Origin of the sequence: Vibrio sp. Y2-5 (assembly GCF_014596725.1) — a bacterium.
Lineage (GTDB): Bacteria > Pseudomonadota > Gammaproteobacteria > Enterobacterales > Vibrionaceae > Vibrio.
In genome coordinates this window covers 500,446-521,979 of sequence record NZ_JACVEG010000002.1, presented here as the reverse complement: position 1 = coordinate 521,979, position 21,534 = coordinate 500,446, and the positions used below count along the sequence as shown (strand labels likewise).

22 protein-coding genes are annotated in these 21,534 nt (G+C 43.4%); 15 read left to right on the top strand and 7 right to left on the bottom strand.

From position 1 onward, the window contains the following. Positions 1 to 90 precede the first annotated feature (90 nt). Positions 91 to 1,056: an endonuclease/exonuclease/phosphatase family protein gene (locus tag HUO09_RS07445; RefSeq protein WP_188233520.1), complete on the top strand. Its 966-nt coding sequence runs from the start codon at positions 91 to 93 to the stop codon at positions 1,054 to 1,056. Here HUO09_RS07445 and HUO09_RS07440 read toward each other — a convergent pair. After that, a complete protein-coding gene (locus HUO09_RS07440; RefSeq protein WP_167410256.1) occupies positions 1,045 to 1,323 on the bottom strand; it encodes a GNAT family N-acetyltransferase in 279 nt (92 codons plus the stop codon). The two genes, HUO09_RS07445 and HUO09_RS07440, sit on opposite strands and share 12 nt — an antisense overlap. Positions 1,324 to 1,446: 123 nt before the next feature. On the opposite strand from HUO09_RS07440, the gene HUO09_RS07435 reads away from it, so the two are divergent. The 7 genes from HUO09_RS07435 to sstT all read left to right on the top strand — a co-directional run bounded on the left by HUO09_RS07435 (position 1,447) and on the right by sstT (position 7,659). After that, positions 1,447 to 2,199 carry a flagellar brake protein gene (locus HUO09_RS07435; RefSeq protein ID WP_167410255.1) on the top strand — a complete coding sequence of 251 codons (753 nt, stop codon included), beginning with the start codon at positions 1,447 to 1,449 and terminating at the stop codon, positions 2,197 to 2,199. Between the two features lie 94 nt (positions 2,200 to 2,293). Next, a complete protein-coding gene (locus HUO09_RS07430) occupies positions 2,294 to 3,214 on the top strand; it encodes a DUF368 domain-containing protein (RefSeq protein WP_188233519.1) in 921 nt (306 codons plus the stop codon). A gap of 151 nt (positions 3,215 to 3,365) precedes the next feature. Next, positions 3,366 to 3,794: a hypothetical protein gene (locus tag HUO09_RS07425; protein WP_188233518.1), complete on the top strand. Its 429-nt coding sequence runs from the start codon at positions 3,366 to 3,368 to the stop codon at positions 3,792 to 3,794. Continuing rightward, positions 3,791 to 4,393, top strand: a complete 603-nt coding sequence (locus HUO09_RS07420) for an SCO family protein (protein WP_188233517.1) — start codon at positions 3,791 to 3,793, stop codon at positions 4,391 to 4,393. The genes HUO09_RS07425 and HUO09_RS07420 overlap by 4 nt, the downstream gene beginning before the upstream one ends. A 4-nt stretch (positions 4,394 to 4,397) precedes the next feature. Continuing rightward, on the top strand, positions 4,398 to 4,847 hold the full coding sequence (locus HUO09_RS07415) for a copper chaperone PCu(A)C (protein WP_188233516.1): 450 nt from the start codon (positions 4,398 to 4,400) through the stop codon (positions 4,845 to 4,847). Positions 4,848 to 5,147: 300 nt separating this feature from the next. Continuing rightward, entirely contained in the window at positions 5,148 to 6,206 is a 1,059-nt protein-coding gene (gene rsgA / locus HUO09_RS07410; protein ID WP_188233515.1) for a ribosome small subunit-dependent GTPase A, read from the top strand. A gap of 232 nt (positions 6,207 to 6,438) precedes the next feature. Next, entirely contained in the window at positions 6,439 to 7,659 is a 1,221-nt protein-coding gene (gene sstT / locus HUO09_RS07405; protein ID WP_167410250.1) for a serine/threonine transporter SstT, read from the top strand. A 70-nt stretch (positions 7,660 to 7,729) separates the two neighbouring features. Here sstT and HUO09_RS07400 read toward each other — a convergent pair whose 3' ends face one another. Beyond that, entirely contained in the window at positions 7,730 to 8,095 is a 366-nt protein-coding gene (locus tag HUO09_RS07400) for a polymer-forming cytoskeletal protein (RefSeq protein WP_254869174.1), read from the bottom strand. 8 nt (positions 8,096 to 8,103) lie between these two features. Continuing rightward, positions 8,104 to 9,051, bottom strand: a complete 948-nt coding sequence (locus HUO09_RS07395; protein ID WP_167410248.1) for a peptidoglycan DD-metalloendopeptidase family protein — start codon at positions 9,049 to 9,051, stop codon at positions 8,104 to 8,106. Between the two features lie 847 nt (positions 9,052 to 9,898). On the opposite strand from HUO09_RS07395, the gene HUO09_RS07390 reads away from it, so the two are divergent. From HUO09_RS07390 to HUO09_RS07370, 5 genes are all read left to right on the top strand, one after another. Then, positions 9,899 to 11,791 (top strand): PTS mannitol transporter subunit IICBA, encoded by a 1,893-nt coding sequence (locus HUO09_RS07390; RefSeq protein WP_167410341.1) that lies wholly within the window; start codon positions 9,899 to 9,901, stop codon positions 11,789 to 11,791. 93 nt (positions 11,792 to 11,884) lie between these two features. After that, positions 11,885 to 13,030 carry a mannitol-1-phosphate 5-dehydrogenase gene (locus tag HUO09_RS07385; RefSeq protein WP_188233514.1) on the top strand — a complete coding sequence of 382 codons (1,146 nt, stop codon included), beginning with the start codon at positions 11,885 to 11,887 and terminating at the stop codon, positions 13,028 to 13,030. A gap of 83 nt (positions 13,031 to 13,113) precedes the next feature. Then, positions 13,114 to 13,644, top strand: coding sequence for an MltR family transcriptional regulator (locus HUO09_RS07380; protein WP_188233513.1), 531 nt, complete (start codon positions 13,114 to 13,116; stop codon positions 13,642 to 13,644). 111 nt (positions 13,645 to 13,755) lie between these two features. Beyond that, complete coding sequence (locus HUO09_RS07375) at positions 13,756 to 14,682, top strand: Gfo/Idh/MocA family protein (protein WP_188233512.1); 927 nt, start codon at positions 13,756 to 13,758, stop codon at positions 14,680 to 14,682. 67 nt (positions 14,683 to 14,749) lie between these two features. Beyond that, entirely contained in the window at positions 14,750 to 14,926 is a 177-nt protein-coding gene (locus HUO09_RS07370) for a hypothetical protein (protein ID WP_167410244.1), read from the top strand. Between the two features lie 62 nt (positions 14,927 to 14,988). Here HUO09_RS07370 and HUO09_RS07365 read toward each other — a convergent pair whose 3' ends face one another. The 4 genes from HUO09_RS07365 to HUO09_RS07350 form a co-directional block, all read right to left on the bottom strand. Beyond that, positions 14,989 to 16,005 (bottom strand): lipoate--protein ligase, encoded by a 1,017-nt coding sequence (locus HUO09_RS07365; RefSeq protein WP_188233511.1) that lies wholly within the window; start codon positions 16,003 to 16,005, stop codon positions 14,989 to 14,991. Between the two features lie 181 nt (positions 16,006 to 16,186). Next, positions 16,187 to 17,539: a molecular chaperone gene (gene yegD / locus HUO09_RS07360; RefSeq protein WP_188233510.1), complete on the bottom strand. Its 1,353-nt coding sequence runs from the start codon at positions 17,537 to 17,539 to the stop codon at positions 16,187 to 16,189. Positions 17,540 to 17,687: 148 nt separating this feature from the next. Further along, positions 17,688 to 19,283 (bottom strand): ABC-F family ATPase, encoded by a 1,596-nt coding sequence (locus HUO09_RS07355; protein ID WP_167410241.1) that lies wholly within the window; start codon positions 19,281 to 19,283, stop codon positions 17,688 to 17,690. Positions 19,284 to 19,432: 149 nt separating this feature from the next. Beyond that, positions 19,433 to 20,038, bottom strand: coding sequence for an alpha/beta hydrolase (locus HUO09_RS07350; RefSeq protein ID WP_188233509.1), 606 nt, complete (start codon positions 20,036 to 20,038; stop codon positions 19,433 to 19,435). A 190-nt stretch (positions 20,039 to 20,228) separates the two neighbouring features. Here HUO09_RS07350 and HUO09_RS07345 point away from each other — a divergent pair, with 190 nt between their 5' ends. Beyond that, positions 20,229 to 20,504, top strand: coding sequence for a nitrogenase-stabilizing/protective protein NifW (locus HUO09_RS07345; RefSeq protein ID WP_188233508.1), 276 nt, complete (start codon positions 20,229 to 20,231; stop codon positions 20,502 to 20,504). Between the two features lie 139 nt (positions 20,505 to 20,643). Further along, positions 20,644 to 21,510, top strand: coding sequence for a glycerol kinase (locus HUO09_RS07340; RefSeq protein ID WP_167410238.1), 867 nt, complete (start codon positions 20,644 to 20,646; stop codon positions 21,508 to 21,510). Positions 21,511 to 21,534 lie beyond the last annotated feature (24 nt).

The window sequence follows — 21,534 nt, the reverse complement described above, 5'->3', positions numbered from 1 at the left end:
TCATATTATCAGTCTAACCAATACCGCTTTAGCTGTAACCTTACTATTAATACTAGGATCGATAGATCCTAATAAAAATAGGAGCAATTGATGCAAATCCGTTTTGCTACTGCAAACTTATTCAACTACCTCGCTCCCCCCAATGCTTTTTACGAGTTCAATAATATCTACGAGCTCAACCAGTGGCATAAAAAACAACAGTGGTTAGAAAGAAAACTATTAACCTTAAATGCGGATGTGGTTGGATTTCAGGAGATCTTCAGTGCAGAAGCGCTAGAAGCACAGTTAAAGCCGCTTGGTTACTCATATTTCGCCGTTGTAGACCAACCTAAGGTCTCTCAAGACTACATTTACACGCACCCCGTCGTCGGTATTGCGTCACGTTATGAATTGACAGAAATAGAGGCCGTTGAGGCCAAGAAACCGAATTCCAATGACGCTTTTGCCTTCTATCGCAAACCGCTTCGAGCAACGTTGAACCACCCAGTGATGGGAAAAGTGGATATCTATATTGTCCACTTTAAATCACAACGCCCGACACTAGAGGACAAAGAAGAAGGTTCGAGCGTGTTTGAAGCATGGCAACAAGAGAACTACGGAAACTGGCTTTCCACAGTTCAGCGTGGATTCGAAGCAACACTATTGCATCACGCTATCATGGAGAGAAAACGAACCACCGGATATCCTGTGGTGTTAATGGGAGACTTTAACCAGATACTTGATAGCCAAGAGTTCGCTTGTTTACGTTCGACTCACCGTTTTCGTCAGCCGGATTCTTACCAACCTCTGCTTCCCTACCAACTTATCGATAGCTGGGAACTGTATTGTCATGCGGGAACAGTTCAACGTCAGCCAACTCACTACACAGGCGCTTCAGGTCAGGTTTTGGATTACATATTGATGTCGAGCGACTTCGGTTTGGAAACGGACCGCAATATCGCCCGAGTGGTTGATTTTCATGTTGAGGATCAGCATCTGGTCAACCCAAATTTTGAGCTGGATAAATTCGCGAGTGATCATGCATTTGTATGCGTCACGCTGGAGTTACGCTCGTAAATGTTGCCATTCTGGATGGCGATCCAAATAGTGTTTTACGTAGCTGCAAACGGGCACAATCTTAAACCCTTGTGTTTCAATCAAAGGTAAAACACTCTCCATCATAATTTTTCCGTAGCCTTTGCCCTGTAATTCTGCCGGGACTTTGGTTGACGTTATATGCATAGCCTTATCGAAGAACTGATAGCGCACAACCGCGTAGTGTTCACCTTCAAGGTGGACGCGAAAGCACTCGTTCTCTCTGTCATAAATAACGGTATGTTCCATTTTTATATCCAAAATGATAATTAAGTCTTAATTTATAAGCTTGGTGAATTGAAAGTCTGATTGCATCACCATAAAATCTCAACTCTTAAAAAAAATTATAAATTATCTTGTTGGAGATTATGGATGAGCTCGCCACAAACAGCGACTAAAAGTGCTAAAACAAATGTCGCGAAAGCGACTAAATCCGTTATCACCCTCAATAGTACCGATGCGCTTGCAATGGTTGAGCACGGTAGCGAATTGAAGCTCAATATTACCACTCCTGTTGGCACAAAGTTCATCTGTAGAACACCATTTATCGGTACTCACTCTGATACGTATCTTCTTGCTGAAATTCCCAATATCTCAGCCAGCGATATGAGCTTTTATTTTCAGGAAGGTTTCTGGATTAATATTCGAGCAATATCTTCGCGTGGCGAAGGCGCAATGATCCACTTTCGCAGTCAGTTATTGCATGTCGTTCAAGAGCCAATCCCGCTAGCCATGCTGTCAATACCAAGCTCAATGCAAGTAACGCAACTGAGAAAAGAACCTCGCTTTGACGTTAATCTGCCAGGCAGAGTGATTTGTGGTGAACACAAAGCCAGCGGCGAAGTCCGTGATTTATCAAAATGTGGCTGCCGATTTATCGCCCCACCAGTAGGCAAAACGTATCAAGTCGGCGAAATGGTCTCGATAGAGATATTTGCAGATCAGCGTGGCACCAAAGTTTTTGCGCCTTTAACGGGTAAAGTTTGTAATCTGCAACGTTCCACTCACTATGCTCGCTACGGTATGGAGTTTGACGAAGAAGGGCAGAAGAACGCTAAAAATCTACTCAGCCAATTGAAGTTCAATGGAACCAAGCTAACGTTGAACATTGAACGCGTTGCTTAAAACCTTAAATTCTCGATATCTCACCAAAACCTAGGAGTATGGACGTTGCTTTTTCGCTATACTCCTCAGCACTATCCTCTCTTAAAGGTTTGAAATGAACTACTTTAGTACTTTCATTAAAGGAATGGCGATGGGCGCTGCGGATGTTGTTCCCGGCGTTTCAGGTGGTACCATCGCATTCATTACTGGCATCTACGACACTTTGTTGGAAAGTATTCGACGCATAAACCCAAGCTTACTCGGCATTTGGAAGCGCGAGGGTTTTGCCGCTGCATTCCAGTATATTAATGGCTTTTTCCTCATTTCGCTGTTCGCAGGAATATTCACCAGTATTGCTACTTTGGCAAAACTTATCTCTTGGGCATTGGTCACTCATCCTATCCCAACTTGGTCGTTTTTCTTCGGCTTAATCCTTGTTTCAGTATTTCATATGCTTAAACAAGTAGAGCACAAAACCGCTTCACGTTGGGTATGTCTTGTTTTAGGGGTCGCATTTGCCTATAGCATTACGATTTTAAAACCACTGAACCTTGAACTCAGCAATATCAACGTCATTATTGCTGGAGCTATTGCCATTTGCGCGATGATATTGCCGGGTATTTCAGGCAGTTTTATTCTGCTGCTTATCGGCATGTACGCGACCGTTTTAGGTGCGGTGAAAAATGTACAAATCGATATCCTATTATTGTTTTTGTCTGGCTGTGTCATTGGTTTATTAAGTTTCTCTCATGTGCTTTCGTGGCTGCTGAAAAGATTCCGTGAAGTGACCTTAATGTTCCTGACTGGTTTAATGCTTGGTACTTTGCCTAAGATCTGGCCTTGGAAAGAGACCATTTCATGGCGCACGAATTCTCATGGTGAACAAGTGCCACTGGTTCAGCACAACTTATCTCCGTTTGAGTTTGAAACGATTACTTCTCAGTCTTCGCAGCTGGTCATTGCTGTTGTCTTTATGTGCTGCGCGATCGCATTGGTATTAGGCTTAGAAAAATACGCAGAGAAACACGACGTTTAATCGTTTCAGATGCCCTCAATAGGCGGCTTCAAGTCGCCTATTCAGCGCCTAAATGTTTGCTTGAACCCTTCCACATTTTGCCCTACTTTTCCTAAACTTAATCTCCGTTTGTGCTAGGATGCGGACACCTTTCGTAACCGCGGGTAAGACAATGCGTTCAGCCTTAAAACTCTTCTTCATACTTGTCGCGCTTCTTGCTGGATTCTTTGCAAGCGACATCATTAAGTTCTTCTCCGCAGAGACAAAGAACATCGACCTGTCGCAATATTGCGTATTGTCATCAACCCCTTGCTCGCAGCAAAATATCGCAATGACTCTCGCTCAGGATAAAGTGCATCCTCTGGTGGCAAATCGTCTCTCGGTTTCATGGCCGAACAGCGATTCTGAGCAGCTTGAATTGCGGCTACAAGGTGTCGAGATGGAAATGGGCACCGTAAAATACGTGCTGAAAAAAGTAGAACCGGGTAAATTTGAAGCCGACATTATATTGCCCGTATGTACCAGTGAATCAATGACATGGGCAGGACAACTCACTGACGGTAAAACAACAGTCCTACCAGCATTAAGGATGGAACGATGAGTAAAAATTGGTCTTTAGTTTTAATTATGGCATTCGTACTTGGCTTTGGTACCAAGAGTTATTTCGATTCTCAGAAAACCCTAAAACAAGAAGAGATGCAATCCGCCACTGATGTAACTCTGTATGGTGAAAATAACCAAGCGGTGAACATCTTTGATACGTCAGATAAGCGTATCCGTATTGTCTATTTTGGCTTTACTCGTTGTCCGGACGTTTGTCCTACCTCTCTTGCAATGCTGGCAGGTGCTTTGAATCAGATAGACGATGAAACAAAAGCACAGCTAAGACCCATGTTTGTATCATTAGACCCAGAGCGCGATGATGCGGAATCTTCTGCAACGTACGCTCACTACTTTCATGCAATGATAGAAGGTCTTTCAGGCTCTCTGGATATCACAACCTCCCTGGCAAATCGATATGGTGTGATTTTTCGTAAAACCGAATTACCAAACTCGGAGCTTAAGTACACACTTGACCATAGCTCCTATTTTTATTTCTTGAAGCCCGATGGCACTCTAATAACAAAAGTCCCACATACGCAGAATCCTGCGCCAATAGTGGAAGCCATAAAAGAAGTCACTCAACCAACAAAAGGATGAAACAATGAAAGGTAAAGCCCTGTTACTTATCAGCTTACTAGCAAGCCCTTTAGCCTACGCGAAAATGGACATCATGGTTCATAACCCTTACGCGAGAGCGACGCCTCCTACCGCAGTAACCAGCGCAGTATTTGGTGACATTGTGAACCGAAGCGACACTGACCGATACATTGTTTCAGCAACTACAGAGGCAGCCGGAAAGGTGGAACTGCACGATGTCATCACTGAAGGTGATGTGATGAAAATGCGTCAGGTTCCCGAGTTAAAAGTTCCAGCTAAGGGCAAGTTGGAACTGAAGCCGGGTAGCTTCCACATCATGCTATTTAACCTGCCAAAACCACTGGCTGAAAATGAACAAATCGATGTTCAAGTGACTTTTAAAAATGGTGAACAACTAACATTTAAAGCACCTGTTAAAAAGGTCATGAGTGGCATGAAGATGGAACACCACTAATACGAAGTTAGCGACTTGCTCAGTCCAATTTTTGTATGATTCAAACCATAAAAAAGAGGTGGGTATTCCCGCCTCTTCTGCTATCATTTGCATGCGTTTCAACCAGAAATAATTAGGAGATTTTAATGATTGTATTAAAAACCCACCGCGCAACTTCAGAGAAGAAAGCTTAACCTTCCACTCTTTCTCTCCCTTGAATTGCCCGGTGTTTAACTAAACCGGGGTCACACCTTTATTCGACCCTAGTCATATTTAATTGCGTTATAAGACAGCGTACCTACGCGTGTCTGGGGTAACCAAATGAGTTTAAACGAAACTTTGTCACTTTCTTTGCCACAATTAGGATGGCGACCTGTTTACCAGCAACAATTAAGCTGGGATGAATTAGAAACGGCAATTCCCGCGCGTATTAGTGAACATCACCGTACTGGCTACATTTGTTGGACAGAAAATGGCGAAATTCACTTAGATATACACGCAAAACTGCCTCCAATGACCGTTGGAGACTGGATATTGCTCGACCGTGAAACGAACCAGTTTGTCAAGTTGCTTGAACGCCAGTCGCTTTTTAGTAGAAAAGCCGCGGGTATTAAGTCTTACGAACAACTTATCGCTTCCAACGTCGATACCGTGTTTATCGTCTCATCGCTCAATCAGGACTTTAATCTCAGTCGAATAGAACGCTATCTGGCTCTTGCAAAAGAAGCTCAGGTAGAGCCTGTTATTGTTCTGACTAAAGCCGATCTATGTGACGATGCGGATGACAAGAAACTGCAGGTTCAAGCACTCAATCCAATGCTGAACGTGGAATCCATCAACGCGCTATCCAGCGAGAGCTGCCAGAATCTGAAAGCATGGTGCAAAGTTGGAAAAACGATAGCTGTTATGGGATCTTCTGGTGTGGGTAAATCTACCTTAGTGAATACGCTGATGGGTAGTGACATACAAGAGACCAGTGGTATTCGTGAACACGATAGTAAAGGCCGCCACACAACCACATCACGTTCACTGCTTTCTATGCCGTCCGGCGCATTGTTACTTGATACACCGGGAATGCGAGAGATTCAAATCAGTGATTGTGAACAAGGCATCGAAGAAGTATTTGCAGACGTTGCCAATTTGGCGGACAAGTGCCGCTTTAGCGACTGCAAGCACATTAGCGAGCCGGGTTGTGCCGTTCTAAAAGCCATAGAAAGTGAAGAGCTTGATGAAAGGAGGCTGCGTAACTATCGCAAACTTCTTTCCGAGCAAGCACGCAATAGTGAATCCATTGCAGAAAGGCGTTCCAAAGAGAAAGATTTTCATAAACACGTCAAAAGCGTGATGAAGGAAAAACAATCTAGGGAAAAAGGATATTAATCCAGAACATTAGCAAAGGGTGATGTTTCACCCTTTATTTTTATAAAATATATACGCTACAAATACGCAACATTTCATCAAAAATGTGTCGAAATTCAACATCCATGTTAAATATTATTCTATCTATAAATAAATCCTAGACACATTGTCCTGCAACGTTAATATTACCCCCTACAGTAAGTACTGCTGTAAACATTACAATTCAAACTATTTATTCATTGCAGGGATAATTATGCAAAGCAACAATATTTTTGCCCGTTTCGCTCGCGGCAATCTGGTGCTTCAGATCCTCGTTGGTATCATTTTAGGTGCTATCGTAGCGACTGTTTCTCCTGATTCTGCGCAAAGTGTGGGCTTACTTGGTAACCTTTTTGTCGGTGCTCTAAAAGCCGTAGCACCAATACTTGTTTTCATCTTGGTAGCCGCGTCGATTGCAAATCAAAAGAAAAACCAACACACGTACATGCGTCCTATTGTAGCTTTGTATCTACTAGGCACATTTACTGCAGCGTTAACCGCTGTTGCACTGAGTTTCATGTTCCCAACAACTTTGACACTTGTTGCGGGCGCTGAAGGTGCAAACCCTCCACAAGGTATTGCAGAAGTTCTGAACACACTTCTGTTTAAATTGGTTGATAACCCTGTAAATGCCCTGATGACAGCAAACTACATTGGCATTTTGGCTTGGGGTGTAGGTTTAGGTTTAGCACTACATCACGCATCAGCGACAACAAAAGCAGTGTTTGAAGATCTGAGCCACGGTGTTTCTCAAATCGTTCGCTTCATCATTCGTCTAGCACCATTCGGTATCTTCGGCCTAGTTGCATCTACATTTGCAACTACAGGTTTCGGCGCTTTAGCAGGCTATGCTCAGCTTCTTGCTGTTCTATTGGGTGCAATGGCAATTATTGCTCTGGTCGTTAACCCATTGATCGTATACGTTAAAACGGGCGAAAACCCATACCCACTTGTTCTGCAATGTTTGCGTGAAAGTGGTGTGACTGCGTTCTTTACTCGTTCAAGCGCAGCAAACATTCCTGTAAACATGGCACTTTGTGAGAAGTTAGATCTGGATGAAGATACTTACTCTGTATCTATTCCTCTAGGCGCGACCATCAACATGGCAGGTGCTGCAATCACAATTACTGTGCTTACGCTTGCTGCAGTAAATACGCTAGGTATTGAAGTTGATATGTTAACGGCTGTTCTGCTAAGTATGGTTGCTGCGATATCAGCTTGTGGTGCATCTGGTGTTGCTGGTGGTTCACTACTTCTGATTCCACTAGCATGTGGACTGTTTGGTATTTCAAATGATGTAGCAATGCAAGTTGTCGCGGTTGGCTTCATCATCGGTGTGATTCAAGATTCTGCTGAAACTGCGCTAAACAGTTCAACTGACGTGGTGTTTACAGCCGCTGTTTGTAAAGCAGAACACAAGAAATCTCTAAAATAAGCAGTAATCTAGTTACTCGCCGTTCAAAAAAATCCGCCTCAATGGGCGGATTTTTTATCACTTTAAATCATTACTTCTTCGCAGCGACTTTAGGTTCGTGATCTTTCATCTCTTGAACCTTAGTCTCTTGAGCTTTCACTTCTTTTACCTTATCTGCGAGTTCAACCACTGACTTGTTATCAGCGCTGTTCTCTGCCGGATGCGTAACGCCATTGAAGCGGCCACCCTGCTCGATACTTAAATCATCGCTGTAGATTGTACCGGTAACTTTACCGCGTTTAAGTATTTCTATCTTAGCCGCGTGGCATGTCCCTTCAAACTCACCGTTAATAACAAGATGCTGGGCAAATATTTCGCCAATAGCACGACCTGATTCGCTAATGATCAAAGTTTTATCCACGTGAATTTCACCTTCAACTGTGCCATCCACTTGCATATTGCTTTCTACCCGGAATTTTCCGTTGATTGAGCAGCCCTTTGCAATGAGAGTGGTAGCTGAGTGCTGACTCTTAGCTCGACTTGATTTACCAAAGATTCCCATCGAATACCTTTAACCTCACTAAATATCGTCTCAAAGTTATTTATCCCCCAATGAACAAAAGGCTTAGGGTCTAATGAACGACCGACGAATCGAATTTCATAATGTAAATGTGGCCCTGAAGAAAGACCACTGTTACCCGAATATGCTATCAAGTCACCTTTTTGTACAAAGTCGCCACTTTTAACTGCGAACTTTTTTAAATGTGAAAATGAACTGCTAAACCCATGCATATGCAATAAACGCAGAAAGTTGCCAGAGCCTTGATTACTCTTACGGGTAATTTCTACAACACCATCTGCTGGCGCATATATTGGCGTGCCAGTATTTACCGCGAAATCTTGTCCTCTATGGAACGCAGTCTTACCGGTAACTGGATGAACCCTTTTACCATAACTAGACGAAATACGTCCTTTTTGTACGGGAGAACCGCTTGGAATTTGAGTCAACATCACCATCCTGACTGACGATGTAATTGCAGCCGTATCTAAACGAGACTCCAATTCGGAAGATGTATCTCCCATTCCGAGTACTTTCTCAAGGTCACCTAGCTTATCTGACACAAGCTGTATTTTTTCTTCTCGCTCCAGTAAGTCACCCTCTAAACTCTCTTTTAAATTTTTGAGAGAAGAAACTTCCTCAGACAGCGTTAGTGACTTATTTTCCAACTCAATCTGCTTTAAGCGAGCAAAATAAGCATCGTTGACCAGCTTATAAATAAATGCCCCCGTGGCAAGTACACTGGCAAGAAGCAAATAACCAACACCTTTCAAGCAGTACCGATAGAGCTTCCCGAGATGGAAATGCCGTGTTCCGTTAATAGACGAAACGGAAACTATTACGTTCTCTTTCATTCACAAATTCTAGTGTCCCTATTGAAAGTGGCGGAATTCTAGCAAGGAAATGCCACTGGCTAAACCACTTGGTTACCGTAGTTGCTTCCAATTCACACTTCTGAGCGACATTCCCTGCTTATTAATAATTCGGGAAACGAGAGTAGATATGAAACTAAGTGACTGATTTGATTTAGACTTTACTTATGTTCATGCACAATGATGCCAATTAGAGGATCTAAATAATAAGATTCTACCCACAAGCAAATCAGAGCTCTTCATTGAGCCCCTTGTCGGCCTACAGCTAATTGCTTTCTAGTTGAACAAAACAAACTGACAAAAGAGGTGATAATCCAACACCGAAGTGACCTTCAAACTTGTCCGTTTTACTAACAATAAGAAAAAACCAAAAGCCAACTTTTGGTCACCTTTAGCTCAACGAAAGTTCTGTATCTAAATTACAAATATCTCATTAATTATTTATTAATTTATTTCAAAGTGCGAAATAAATTAATAAGTGTGAGATTTGTCACCTTAAAATTCCAAGAAAGTATTTAATTTAATGTATTTGTGATTTTGATCTATATTTATAAAAATGTTTTTTTAATTAAAACGTGATATGAAACATTAAATATCAATTGACATTTTTCAATTAAACAATTTGTAACAAAATTACATAGTAGAAAAATGAAGGAGATCACAAAGAAATTATTTGAAGGGCATCAATTATGATTGGTTGATCACAAAAACCCCGTTCTCAGAGCCAACTAGAAATTGTGTGGTAGATTTATTGAGTGTTATTCAATCAGCGGTTTTGGCGAACCGTTACTACAACAAAACTAATCAGAACATCGAACGGGGTAAACTTATGTTATCACCAGAAGCAAAGGTCAAGGTACAAAATTTTGGCCGATTCCTTTCCAATATGGTAATGCCGAACATCGGCGCATTTATCGCTTGGGGTTTTATTACAGCACTATTTATTCCAACTGGCTGGATTCCAAATGAAACACTATCCAGCATGGTAGGTCCTATGATCACTTACTTGCTACCACTACTTATCGGTTATACCGGTGGTAAAATGGTTGCAGGCGATCGTGGTGCAGTTGTTGGTGCAGTAACCACTATGGGTGTCATTGTTGGTACTGACATCCCAATGTTTATGGGTGCAATGATTGCCGGTCCTCTTGGTGCACTTGCTATCAAAAAATTCGACCATGCTGTTCACGGTAAAGTGAAAAGCGGCTTCGAAATGCTGGTGAATAACTTCTCTGCAGGTATCATCGGTATGATCTGTGCGATCATCGCATACTTAGTTATCGGTCCTTCAGTTAAAGTATTATCTACTGCTCTGGCTGGTGGCGTACACGTACTGGTTGAAAATGGTCTTCTACCTCTGACTTCAATCTTTGTTGAACCTGCGAAGATTCTATTCCTGAACAACGCAATCAACCACGGTATCTTCACCCCACTTGGTATCCAACAGTCTGAAGAACTGGGTAAATCAATCTTCTTCCTTATCGAAGCAAACCCTGGTCCGGGTATGGGTCTACTTATCGCTTACATGGTATTCGGTAAAGGTAGTGCTAAACAGTCTGCGGCTGGTGCATCGATCATCCACTTCTTCGGTGGTATCCACGAAATTTACTTCCCATATGTATTGATGAACCCTCGTCTTATCCTTGCTGTAATGGCAGGTGGTATGACTGGTGTATTCACTAACGTAATGTTTAGTTCAGGTCTGGTGTCTCCAGCATCTCCTGGTTCTATCTTCGCAGTTCTACTGATGACACCAAAATCTGCATTCACTGGCGTTATCCTATCAGTAATCTGTTCAGCGGCTGTTTCATTCTTTGTTGCATCACTACTGATGAAAACTCAGAAGCAAACAACTGAAGATGACGATTCTCTAGAGCAAGCAACTAGCCAAATGCAAGACATGAAAGCGTCTTCTAAAGGTCAAGAGCCTGCTGCTGCAAACATCAATATGGGCGCCGTTCGTAAAATCATCGTAGCTTGTGACGCAGGTATGGGTTCAAGCGCAATGGGTGCGAGCTTGCTACGTAAGAAAGTTGATGCTGCAAATCTAGACATCGAAGTAACAAACTTAGCAATTAACAACCTTCCAAACGATGTAGATATCGTTGTCACTCACCGAGATCTTACTGACCGTGCACGTAAGCATGCGGCTAATGCGAAGCACATTTCGCTATCAAACTTCCTTGATAACGCTTTGTACGACAACTTGGTTGCAGAACTTACCGCGGCTAAAGAGGGCGCACTAAAAAAGCCTGAAGCACCAGCAAACACTAACTCTAGTGAAGATAAAACACTAAAGCTATCCAATGAAAACATCTTCTTGGGCTTAACTCCGAAGAGCAAAGAAGAGGTGATCAAGTTTGCTGGTGAACAACTTGTAAGACTAGGCAATGTAGCACCTGAGTATGTCGACGGCATGCTAGCGCGAGAGCAATTGGTGTCTACATATCTGGGTGAGTCCATCGCTGTTCCTCACGGAACTATCGAAACTAAACAGTACGTTAAGAAAACCGGCATCGTCTTTTGCCAATTCCCTGAAGGTGTTCAGTGGGGTGAAGACGAAGACGATGTGGCGAAGTTAGTTATCGGTATTGCTGCGCAAGGTGATGAACATATTCAAGTTATCACTGCTATCACCAACTCACTTGATGACGAAGAAGCTATCGAGTGTTTGAAGACCACAACTAACCCTGGTGATGTTCTTCGTATATTGAATGGCTAATTAGCGTTTTGAGCCATGCTCCTACACGATGAACTTAAGGCCGGTCCCCCCCGACTGGCCTTCTTTTAAATTTGAATTTTTGGAAGGTATGTTATGAAAGCGTTGCATTTTGGTGCCGGCAATATTGGCCGCGGTTTTATTGGTAAGTTACTCGCAGACGCAAACATTCACGTTACATTCACAGACGTCAATCAAGTGGTTGTAAATGCACTGATTGAACGAAAAGAATATCCTGTAAAAGTAGTAGGCGCTGATTGCGTTACAGAGATTGTAACCGGTGTCACTGCTATTAATTCTAATGATCCAGCGGTAGTCGACTGTATTGAAGAAGCAGACATTATTACGACTGCGGTTGGACCTACAGTTTTAAGAATCATTGCAAAAACATTGGCTCAGGGGCTTGAAAAAAGAGTCAATAGCGGTAAGACTTCGCCTCTAAACATTATTGCCTGTGAAAACATGGTTCGTGGTACCACTCAATTAAAAGAAGCGGTATTTGAACTTCTTGCTGAAGATGTGAAGAAACAGGTAGAGCAGTTTGTTGGCTTTGTTGACTCAGCGGTAGACCGTATCGTTCCTCCAGCGGAAGATGGGGAAACCGACCCGCTAGCCGTTACCGTAGAAACATTCAGCGAGTGGATTGTCGACGAGACGCAATTCAAAGGCGACATTCCTAACATTCCGGGCATGGAATGCACAGACAACCTAATGGCGTTTGTAGAGCGTAAGCTGTTTACCCTGAATACGGGTCACTGTGTGACGGCTTATTTAGGCAACATTGCAGGCCATAAAACGATCCGTGAAGCCATCGAAGACCCAGCTATTCGTAGCGAAGTGAAACAAGCGATGGAAGAAAGCGGTGAAGTACTGATTAATCGTTACGGGTTTGAAAGAGAAAAACACGCAGCCTATATCGAAAAGATTCTAGGTCGTTTTGCAAATCCTTACCTTGTTGACGAAGTGGATCGCGTTGGTCGCCAACCAATAAGAAAATTGGGACCAAATGATCGACTCATTAAACCTTTGCTAGGTACTATTGAGTACAACGTAGCAAATGGTACTCTGCTTAAAGGCGTGGCGGCTGCATTGAAATACACCAATGATAGCGACCCACAAGCAGTAGAACTACAAGCATCTCTTCAAGAAGTTGGCGTGAAAAAGACTCTAGCGCATTACACTGGATTGAATGAGAACTGCAAAGAAATACAGCAAATTGAAGCTTTATACTCTCAGCTCTAAACAGAGAATGAACTTTATATAAAGCGACAACTTTAGAGGGCTGGCTTTCAGCCCTCTAGCCCAAAATTCGATTAGAACATTATATGGTAAACACAATTAACGAAACTGAAATATTAGAACGATTGAATGATGCACCATCCGTTCGTGGTTATTTCATTGCTGCCGTAGACATATTCAGTGATGCCATAAACGACCTGATGGAAAGGATTTTTCGTAAAGATAATTTCGCTGTTCAATCTGTAGTCGGCCCTCTTCTGCAAGACACCGGCCCATTAGGAAATCGTTCAGTCAGACTTAAACTGCTTTATGGTTTAGGCGTTGTTGCAGATGATGTCTACCATGATATTGAGTGCTTTATAAAAATTCGTAATCTACTGAACAAAGACGGTTCTGAGTACACTTTTACCGATCCAAACATCGTTTCGCAAATTAAAGAACTGAACCTAGTGAAAAAGTCAGGAATGGTTCCTTTTGATACCGTAGATCCAGACTTAGACATCGACCTCGACTTTTACCATTTGCAGCTTCAACGCCAGCAGCGCATGATTAAATCAGGTTTATCTTTAGCGATTATTGAAATATGCAACGACCTCAATAAAGAGAGTCCTTTTTAAACATTTGTCTAAAGTTAATGCCCTAGCATTCCCACTTTTAAATCATGGCACTACCGTTTTTTCATCAGCATGTTAGCCTTCTGACCAATATTCGTTAAATGAGAACGTGCAATGAAAATCGGTATTGTTGGCCTAGGTGATATCGCGCAAAAGGCCTATCTCCCTGTAATCACATCCATTCCCGACATCGAACTCGTATTTTGTACTCGTAGTGAACACTCACTTAAGACACTCGCAAACCAATACCGAGTTTCATCGTACTGTCGTGATTACAAAGAGTTGCTTGGCTTTAATGTGGACGCGGTGATGATCCATGCTGCAACAGCCGTCCATCCGGAAATCGCAAGCTACTTTCTTAGCCATGGTATTCCTACGTTTGTAGATAAGCCACTCGCTGACAGTGCTCAAGCATGCGAAGCACTTTACGAATTAGCTCAAAAACACAATCAGCCGTTATATGTCGGTTTTAATCGCCGACATATTCCGCTTTTTAATCAACATCTGTCGGGGTTACATCTGGGCACTCTCGACAACTTACGAGTGCTACGTTGGGAAAAACATCGCTACAACTTAACGGGTGATATTCGAACCTTTATTTTTGATGATTTTATCCACCCTTTAGACAGCGTTAACCTATTCGCAAAAGCCGATCTGCAAGATGTGTATGTCTCGCATCACATGTCTGGAAACCAGTTAGCACGTATTGATGTGCAGTGGCAGCACGGCGAAACACTATTGCAGGCATCAATGAACCGTCAGTATGGCATCACTGGCGAGCGCGTACAGGCTCATTTGGTTAATGAAGCGTATGAATTTGACTCCTTCGTTTCAGGTAAACGCTGGACGGAGAACCAACAAGCGTCATTGTCACTCAAAGACTGGACTCCAATGTTAGAAAGCAAAGGCTTTGCACACATGATCAATGACTGGATAAGCGTTGTGGAGAAAGGCTCTCTTGCCACATCCGTCATCGAGCGCAATCTAGCCAGCCATCAGCTAGCGGAAGCACTCTGTAATAAAATCCACAGTTCACTCTAAAAGGGCCACTTTCGCCTATACTTAACTCGTTGCTGCTCTATTCCTAGAATGCACAATAGGAGGGTATATGGAATTACGAAATAAAACTGGGCAGGTCACTCAACTGGCAGATAACCTCACTTTAAAAGAAGTTCAGGATATGGGATTCACCATCGATTTATGTGATGAAGCCTATGACCCAAACGAACACTGGCAGGTTCAACAAGATAAGCACAACCAACGCCGGGACTATCCTGAAGAGTAACGAAAAACCGAGCTGCTAGGCTCGGTTTTCATCTTTTACCCTTGAATTTTAAACCCTACACGCTAATCAATCTGATTGATAAACCACGGTTTAAACTCATTCAGCACTTCTGAGTATTGAGGCATTTGCAAAGCCAGTGAAGTAATACACGGCTCAATGCTTGATCTGTTGTAACTCAGCTTCACCAGCTCCTGCGCTAACAGTTCCATTGGAAGTGGGTCTAACATATCGCTGAAGATTTTCGCTTCGAGGATACTCCCCTTCTCTACATCTAGGTACACATCTACGCCACCCCATGTGAAACGTTCATCCATGCGATGAGTAAACGGTGGCGTTTGTCCGAAATTCCAATCCCAACTCTGCTGGACGGCGAATTTCTCACTAAATGTCGGTAAATCGTGAAAGTTTTCCGGTGAAATCCACTCTGCAGTAACCGACTCGTCATAATACTCTAGATAAGCTTCGATAATTGCTTCACACACCAAAGCATGGTTAATGTCTGGCTTAACCGTATTGAGATTAATCACACGAGATTTAACGGAAGTAATCCCCTTCGCTTGCAACTTTTTCTCATCGGGATTGAGGTAATCTGAAAGGCGATTCAGATCAGCACTAAGCAACAAAGTGCCGTGATGAAATCCTCGGTCTAAAGTTTCTCGATATGCCGATCCCGAGAACTTCTTAATACCCGCTTCATCTTCAATCACTAAATCATTGCGACCATTTGCCACCCCGTTAATGCCCAACTTAGCCAAAGCCCCCAGCACAATATTGGTCGAGATTTCTTTGTCATACTCTGGCTTTGCTGCCATAAAGGTAAAGTTGGTATTACCTAGGTCATGAAATACCGCGCCTCCGCCAGTCTGACGACGAGCAAGCTTCACACCGTCTTGCTCCATTCTATCTGTCTTACACTCCCTCCACGGGTTTTGTGCACGACCAATCACCACAGTGTCGGCATTACGCCATAGAAACAGTACCCTTTGGTCAGAAGGCATAGAGCGAAAAATGGTATCTTCTACAGCTAAGTTAAACCAAGGGTTAGTGGAGTCTGAGATTAGAATGCGAGTTTTGCTCATCGAGTTCTGTTCCTTCTAAGGGATAAGACTTCGCTATGATACTAATCAGATGGCATAAACACGAGCAGAGAATTTCAATATCTCTGACTGGTAACTTATTGCAATGAAATAGATAAAATACAAAAACAGCCTCAGAGAGAGGCTGTTAGACATGAAAATCTATAGTAGAAGACGTCATTGATTACTCGAAACAGACTTTTGCCCAACGAGCAAGGCCAGCGGTTACCGAGCCAAAATAGTTGCCACTGACCACTGGTATATTCGGCAGCACTTGTTCTACCGCACTGCGCAGTATCGGCGAGCGAGCCGAACCACCCGTCATAAAGATCACATCTGGTTTCGTTCCGCCGAGTGCTACCGCTTCAGATACCAGTTCGACCATTTTGCTTTTTGGCACTTCGATCGCTTCAATCATTTCATCTAAGCGAATATCAACTTCGATGAGTTCTGACAACACTTTAAGCTGCGCCGTGAACACCTGTGAATCAGAGAGCGCAATTTTCGCTTCTTCCGCTTTCTTCACCAAGCTATAACCCAACGTATCGTGATAAACCGAAAGCAAACGCGCTAGCTTTTCAGGCTCGGCCGCTTCTTTGTGCAGATGTTTCAGATCTTTTAGGTTCGCTTTGGCAAAAAACTTCGCCTGAGCACTCACATCGTTAATCGCAATTGGATTCCAGAACTGAGTCAGTGGCATTTCCAGCCCTGACAGCGTTCTGCTGCCAAAACCAAAAGGATGCATCAGTTGCTTAAACGTCATATGAATATCAAGATCGTTACCACCAATACGCTGGCCAGTGTGCGCAATCAGGCTGTCATTACGGTCGGCTTTGCCTGCCCAAGATGGTCCCATTTTGATTAATGAACAGTCAGTTGTACCACCACCGATATCCACCACCAATACCGTTTTGTCTTCCGTAAGTGACGCTTCATATTCTAAGCCTGCCGCAACAGGTTCAAACTGAAATTCGATATGGCGAAAACCCGCTCGGGTCGAGGCACGACGTAAGATCGTTTCGGCTTGTAAGTTGGAAGCCTCACCGCCTCGGCCTTGGAAGTTGACAGGACGACCAATCACAGCATCTGTAATCACTTGCTGGGCGCTGTTTTCCGCTTGTGATTTGATGTTCGCCATCATGGCGCAGACTAAGTCCTCGAAGAAACCCAACTGAGCTTCACGCAGCCCCATAGCACCAAGGAAAGATTTTGGAGATTTTACATAATAGACTTCGTGTGGGTCTGATAAGTACAAATCAAGCGCAGCCTGACCAAACATCACATCATCAAACTGAAGATCAATATCTTCTTCACGATTTGCCGCAATGGCGCGGCGAAGGCGTTGCTCGCCTGTAGCATCTAAAGGCGCAAGATCACGATGACGAAACAGATGTTCTGCCACCGAATCACGCGTAGGAGCCGCTAACGTTGAAGGGATGTAAAAACTGTCTTTCTCTAATAGATGCAACTTTGGGTCGTTGCCATCCATACTTGCCACAGAGCAGTTCGCGGTACCGTAGTCAAAACCGATATACATCTTAAGCCTCCAACTTTAAAAAAGGCCGGAGATGCTACCGCAAACAGAGAGGTAAGAACAGTCTCAACGATAAAAAGAGACAAAAAAGGGGACAGATAAATCTCTGTCCCCTTTCGATAATGCTTGTGACTGTCTAATCCTTAAGGAATTAGCCCGTTAAGCCTTGCTTCGCCAAGTACTCATCGTAAGTACCGTGGAAGTCATTCACGCCATCTTTAGTGATTTCGATGATACGCGTAGCAATAGACGATACGAATTGACGGTCATGAGAAACGAACAGTAGCGTACCTTTGTAGTTTTCTAGTGCTAAGTTCAAAGACTCGATCGATTCCATATCCATGTGGTTGGTCGGTTCGTCCATTAGCATGATGTTTGGTTTTTGCATGATCAACTTACCAAACAACATACGACCTTGCTCACCACCCGAAATCACTTTTACCGATTTCTTGATGTCATTTTGTGAGAACAGCATACGACCTAGGATGCCGCGAACTGTTTGCTCATCGTCACCATCTTTTTTCCATTGACCCATCCAGTCAAGCAGGCTCATGTCCTGTTCGAAATCGTGCGCATGATCCTGAGCATAGAAGCCGATATTGTTGTTTTCAGACCACTTAATCACACCGTCCATCGGAGCCATAGCGCCCGCGAGTGTGTTAAGCAGTGTCGACTTACCGATACCGTTTTCACCGATGATCGCAATGCGCTCACCCACTTCAACCATCAGGTTAATGTCATTGAACAGGATGTTGTCGCCATAACCTTGTTTTAGACCAGTCACTTCTAACGCGTTACGGAACAGCTCTTTTTCCTGTTCAAAACGGATAAACGGGTTCTGACGGCTTGAAGGTTTCACTTCTTCAAGTTGGATCTTGTCTAGCTGCTTCTGACGAGAAGTTGCTTGTTTTGCTTTCGATGCGTTTGCAGAGAAGCGGCTTACGAAGGTTTGAAGTTCCGCCATTTGAGCTTTCTTCTTCGCGTTATCTGCATGCAGACGATCACGCGCTTGTTCAGCGGCGATCATGTATTCGTCGTAGTTACCGTGGAATAGGCGCAGTTCACCGTAGTCTAAATCCGCCATGTGAGTACACACAGTATTTAGGAAGTGACGGTCGTGCGAAATGATGATCATTGTGCAGTTACGTGATAACAGAACCTGCTCCAACCACGCGATAGTATGCATGTCCAAGTTGTTGGTTGGTTCGTCTAGTAGCATAACTTCTGGTTCAGCAAATAGAACCTGAGCCAATAACACACGAAGTTTTAGACCCGGTGCAATCTCACTCATTAAACCGAAATGTTGTTCTTCTGGTATACCCAGACCAAGCAGCAACTCTCCTGCACGCGCTTCAGCTGAGTAACCATCCATCTCTGCGAATTCAGTTTCTAGGTCGCCTACACGCATACCGTCTTCATCAGACATTTCTGGAAGTGCGTAAATATGGTCACGCTCTTCTTTCACAGCCCAAAGTTCTTTGTGACCCATGATAACGGTGTCTACTACGGTGTATTTTTCGAACGCGAACTGATCCTGACCCAGTTTCGCCATACGCTCGTTAGGATCAACAGAAACGTTGCCTGAAGATGGTTCAAGTTCACCACCTAAGATCTTCATGAATGTTGATTTACCACAACCATTCGCTCCAATAAGGCCGTAACGGTTGCCATTACCGAATTTGATCGAGATATTTTCAAATAATGGCTTATCGCCAAATTGCATGGTGATGTTTGCAGTTGTTAGCACGTAAAATTCCTAAGTAGTAAACAAGAAAAAAGTTGGCAATTAGCCAACTTTTCAAACTGGCGCAATAGTAGCAGATTTTGTGATAGACATCACCCCTAATAAGGCGCATTTGTTTCTACTGACTCTCTTAATTGGCACAAACAAACCAACTAAGCAAAACACCGTTGAATGAACTGAGCTGCCAATATTGCGCCTTCAGAAGAGATCGTATGTTCTGTCTCTGGCTCATAACTCTCTTCAACGTTGAAGTTTGACTGGCTGAGTAGCTTCGCCGCGTTCTGGCTTTCAGTCCAAGGAATTACTGGGTCGCTCTGACCATGAATTAACAACACCGGAGTATCTGAATTGGTTACATAAGGCTGCGGAGAAGAAAGGCGCCCTGAAAATGCTACCACGCCAGCCAATGGGTAACGCGCACTTACCAATGCATCTAACGACATAATTGAGCCTTGTGAAAAACCGACAAACACCACTTTGTCTGTGGCGAAATCTACGTTGTTTTCAGCAAGCAGACCTTTAATCGTCTTATCAAATGCCCTTCTCGCCTCGGCAATACGCTGCGGTCGATTTTCCGCTGTAACGCCAATAAGACTGAACCATTGATAACCCACGTTGGCTTGATCAAAAGCAAAAGGCGCGTTAGGCGATAAAAACAGAGTATTTGGCAGCAATGGATGCCAAAAATCCCCTAATGTACTTAAATCTTCACCATTACTTCCTACCCCATGGAGCAGAATAACTACTTGTTTAGACATTTTTAACCCTTAAAGCAGAACTGACTGGTTAATCTTAACTTAGAATAAGTTGAAGATTATGCTGCGATTAAATGAATGATTAACAACATACGGAAGATAAAAGTTTGATGCCATTAGATTTAGCGAATATCAAAGTATGTTCACGCAAACTCTTTTACCATGATTCCAAATTCCTCTCTCGACTATACCTATGAGCCAGCCAGACATCCTTAAAACTATCGCGAGTTTTACCTCTATCGAGCAGGCTCTCGAATATTTCGAAATCGAATTTGATAGCCGTTTTATCAACGAATACCGCATACAGGTAACAAAAATATTCAATGGTTATGTGATCATGCAAAAACCCGATGATTGGTTTGCCGCGAGACGTGCATTAAAGAACGCTTATTGTAAAGTCCAGCGTGGAAGGTTAGATCCCCATACGCGTTCAGCCTGTCGGGGCTGCACCTCTTGCCAACGTCGCTAGTCTAGACTGTGCCTCTAGTTCCCTTGTTAACTCGCTCATTTACATTGTAAATCACAGTTTCAAACTAGTAGCGAATAACAGAGTTGAGCATTTGCCTTGAAGCTGATTGAATGGGCTTAAATCACTGAAAGGAAGCGCTATGTCCGACAAACTCTCCACTTCTGCATTAGCCAAACTTCGCAATGTCGATGCGAAGCAGCTATTTTCTGACCTATCTAAAGCAGGCTATCTCAGTCGCCATGAAGGTCAATGGCTGCTTACCGATCTTGGCGCGAAATTCGGTGGGGAATACGTTGAACATCCTAAATTCGGCAAATTTGTCGTTTGGCCGGAAAACTTACTTATCGACTTAATGGCCACCGGCGGTAACACCTTAACCGCAACCCAAGTAGGTGAGTATTTCAAACTCAATCCTAAAAAGGTCAATCAACTATTCAGCGAACTGGGTTGGATAAAAAAAGAAGACGAAGGATGGATCGCCACCCCGTCAGGCATTCGTGTTGGTGCGAAACAACGTGAAGATAAATCATCTCAGCAAAAATTTGTGGTATGGCATGACTCTATCCGTCACAACCCCCACCTGCGTCAGTCTGTGGTCGAGTTCTTAGGGCAAGACGCACAAACGCACGCAACGGATAAATCCTATTCCAGTTTCCGCCAAAAGTTCGAAGCCAAACACCGAACCTTGGACGGCCATTACGTACGTTCGACAGGTGAGTTACTCATTGATAACTGGCTTTATCTGGCGGGCGTGATGCACGCATATCAACGTCCACTGCCTATTGAAGAGCCAGTGATGAGCGACTTTTACCTACCATTAGGTAAGGTCTACATTCAGTATTGGGGAACCGACAGTGGTGAAGTTTCTCTGAGAGAGCAGGAAAAAACGCGTCAGCTGTACGCTGCTCATGAATTCAATTTAATTGAGATTTCGGCAGATGAAGTCCATCAGTTGGATGATGTCTTGCCTGAGAAATTGCGCCAGTTTGGTATCAAAGCGTATTAAGCGCCCAGATACCAAACTAACCAT

Coding starts and splice junctions, on each gene's coding strand:
- HUO09_RS07445 (WP_188233520.1), top strand. CDS start 91: ATGCAAATCCGTTTTGCTACTGCAAACTTATTCAACTACCTCGCTCCC.
- HUO09_RS07440 (WP_167410256.1), bottom strand. CDS start 1,323: ATGGAACATACCGTTATTTATGACAGAGAGAACGAGTGCTTTCGCGTC.
- HUO09_RS07435 (WP_167410255.1), top strand. CDS start 1,447: ATGAGCTCGCCACAAACAGCGACTAAAAGTGCTAAAACAAATGTCGCG.
- HUO09_RS07430 (WP_188233519.1), top strand. CDS start 2,294: ATGAACTACTTTAGTACTTTCATTAAAGGAATGGCGATGGGCGCTGCG.
- HUO09_RS07425 (WP_188233518.1), top strand. CDS start 3,366: ATGCGTTCAGCCTTAAAACTCTTCTTCATACTTGTCGCGCTTCTTGCT.
- HUO09_RS07420 (WP_188233517.1), top strand. CDS start 3,791: ATGAGTAAAAATTGGTCTTTAGTTTTAATTATGGCATTCGTACTTGGC.
- HUO09_RS07415 (WP_188233516.1), top strand. CDS start 4,398: ATGAAAGGTAAAGCCCTGTTACTTATCAGCTTACTAGCAAGCCCTTTA.
- rsgA (WP_188233515.1), top strand. CDS start 5,148: ATGAGTTTAAACGAAACTTTGTCACTTTCTTTGCCACAATTAGGATGG.
- sstT (WP_167410250.1), top strand. CDS start 6,439: ATGCAAAGCAACAATATTTTTGCCCGTTTCGCTCGCGGCAATCTGGTG.
- HUO09_RS07400 (WP_254869174.1), bottom strand. CDS start 8,095: ATGCAAGTGGATGGCACAGTTGAAGGTGAAATTCACGTGGATAAAACT.
- HUO09_RS07395 (WP_167410248.1), bottom strand. CDS start 9,051: ATGAAAGAGAACGTAATAGTTTCCGTTTCGTCTATTAACGGAACACGG.
- HUO09_RS07390 (WP_167410341.1), top strand. CDS start 9,899: ATGTTATCACCAGAAGCAAAGGTCAAGGTACAAAATTTTGGCCGATTC.
- HUO09_RS07385 (WP_188233514.1), top strand. CDS start 11,885: ATGAAAGCGTTGCATTTTGGTGCCGGCAATATTGGCCGCGGTTTTATT.
- HUO09_RS07380 (WP_188233513.1), top strand. CDS start 13,114: ATGGTAAACACAATTAACGAAACTGAAATATTAGAACGATTGAATGAT.
- HUO09_RS07375 (WP_188233512.1), top strand. CDS start 13,756: ATGAAAATCGGTATTGTTGGCCTAGGTGATATCGCGCAAAAGGCCTAT.
- HUO09_RS07370 (WP_167410244.1), top strand. CDS start 14,750: ATGGAATTACGAAATAAAACTGGGCAGGTCACTCAACTGGCAGATAAC.
- HUO09_RS07365 (WP_188233511.1), bottom strand. CDS start 16,005: ATGAGCAAAACTCGCATTCTAATCTCAGACTCCACTAACCCTTGGTTT.
- yegD (WP_188233510.1), bottom strand. CDS start 17,539: ATGTATATCGGTTTTGACTACGGTACCGCGAACTGCTCTGTGGCAAGT.
- HUO09_RS07350 (WP_188233509.1), bottom strand. CDS start 20,038: ATGTCTAAACAAGTAGTTATTCTGCTCCATGGGGTAGGAAGTAATGGT.
- HUO09_RS07345 (WP_188233508.1), top strand. CDS start 20,229: ATGAGCCAGCCAGACATCCTTAAAACTATCGCGAGTTTTACCTCTATC.
- HUO09_RS07340 (WP_167410238.1), top strand. CDS start 20,644: ATGTCCGACAAACTCTCCACTTCTGCATTAGCCAAACTTCGCAATGTC.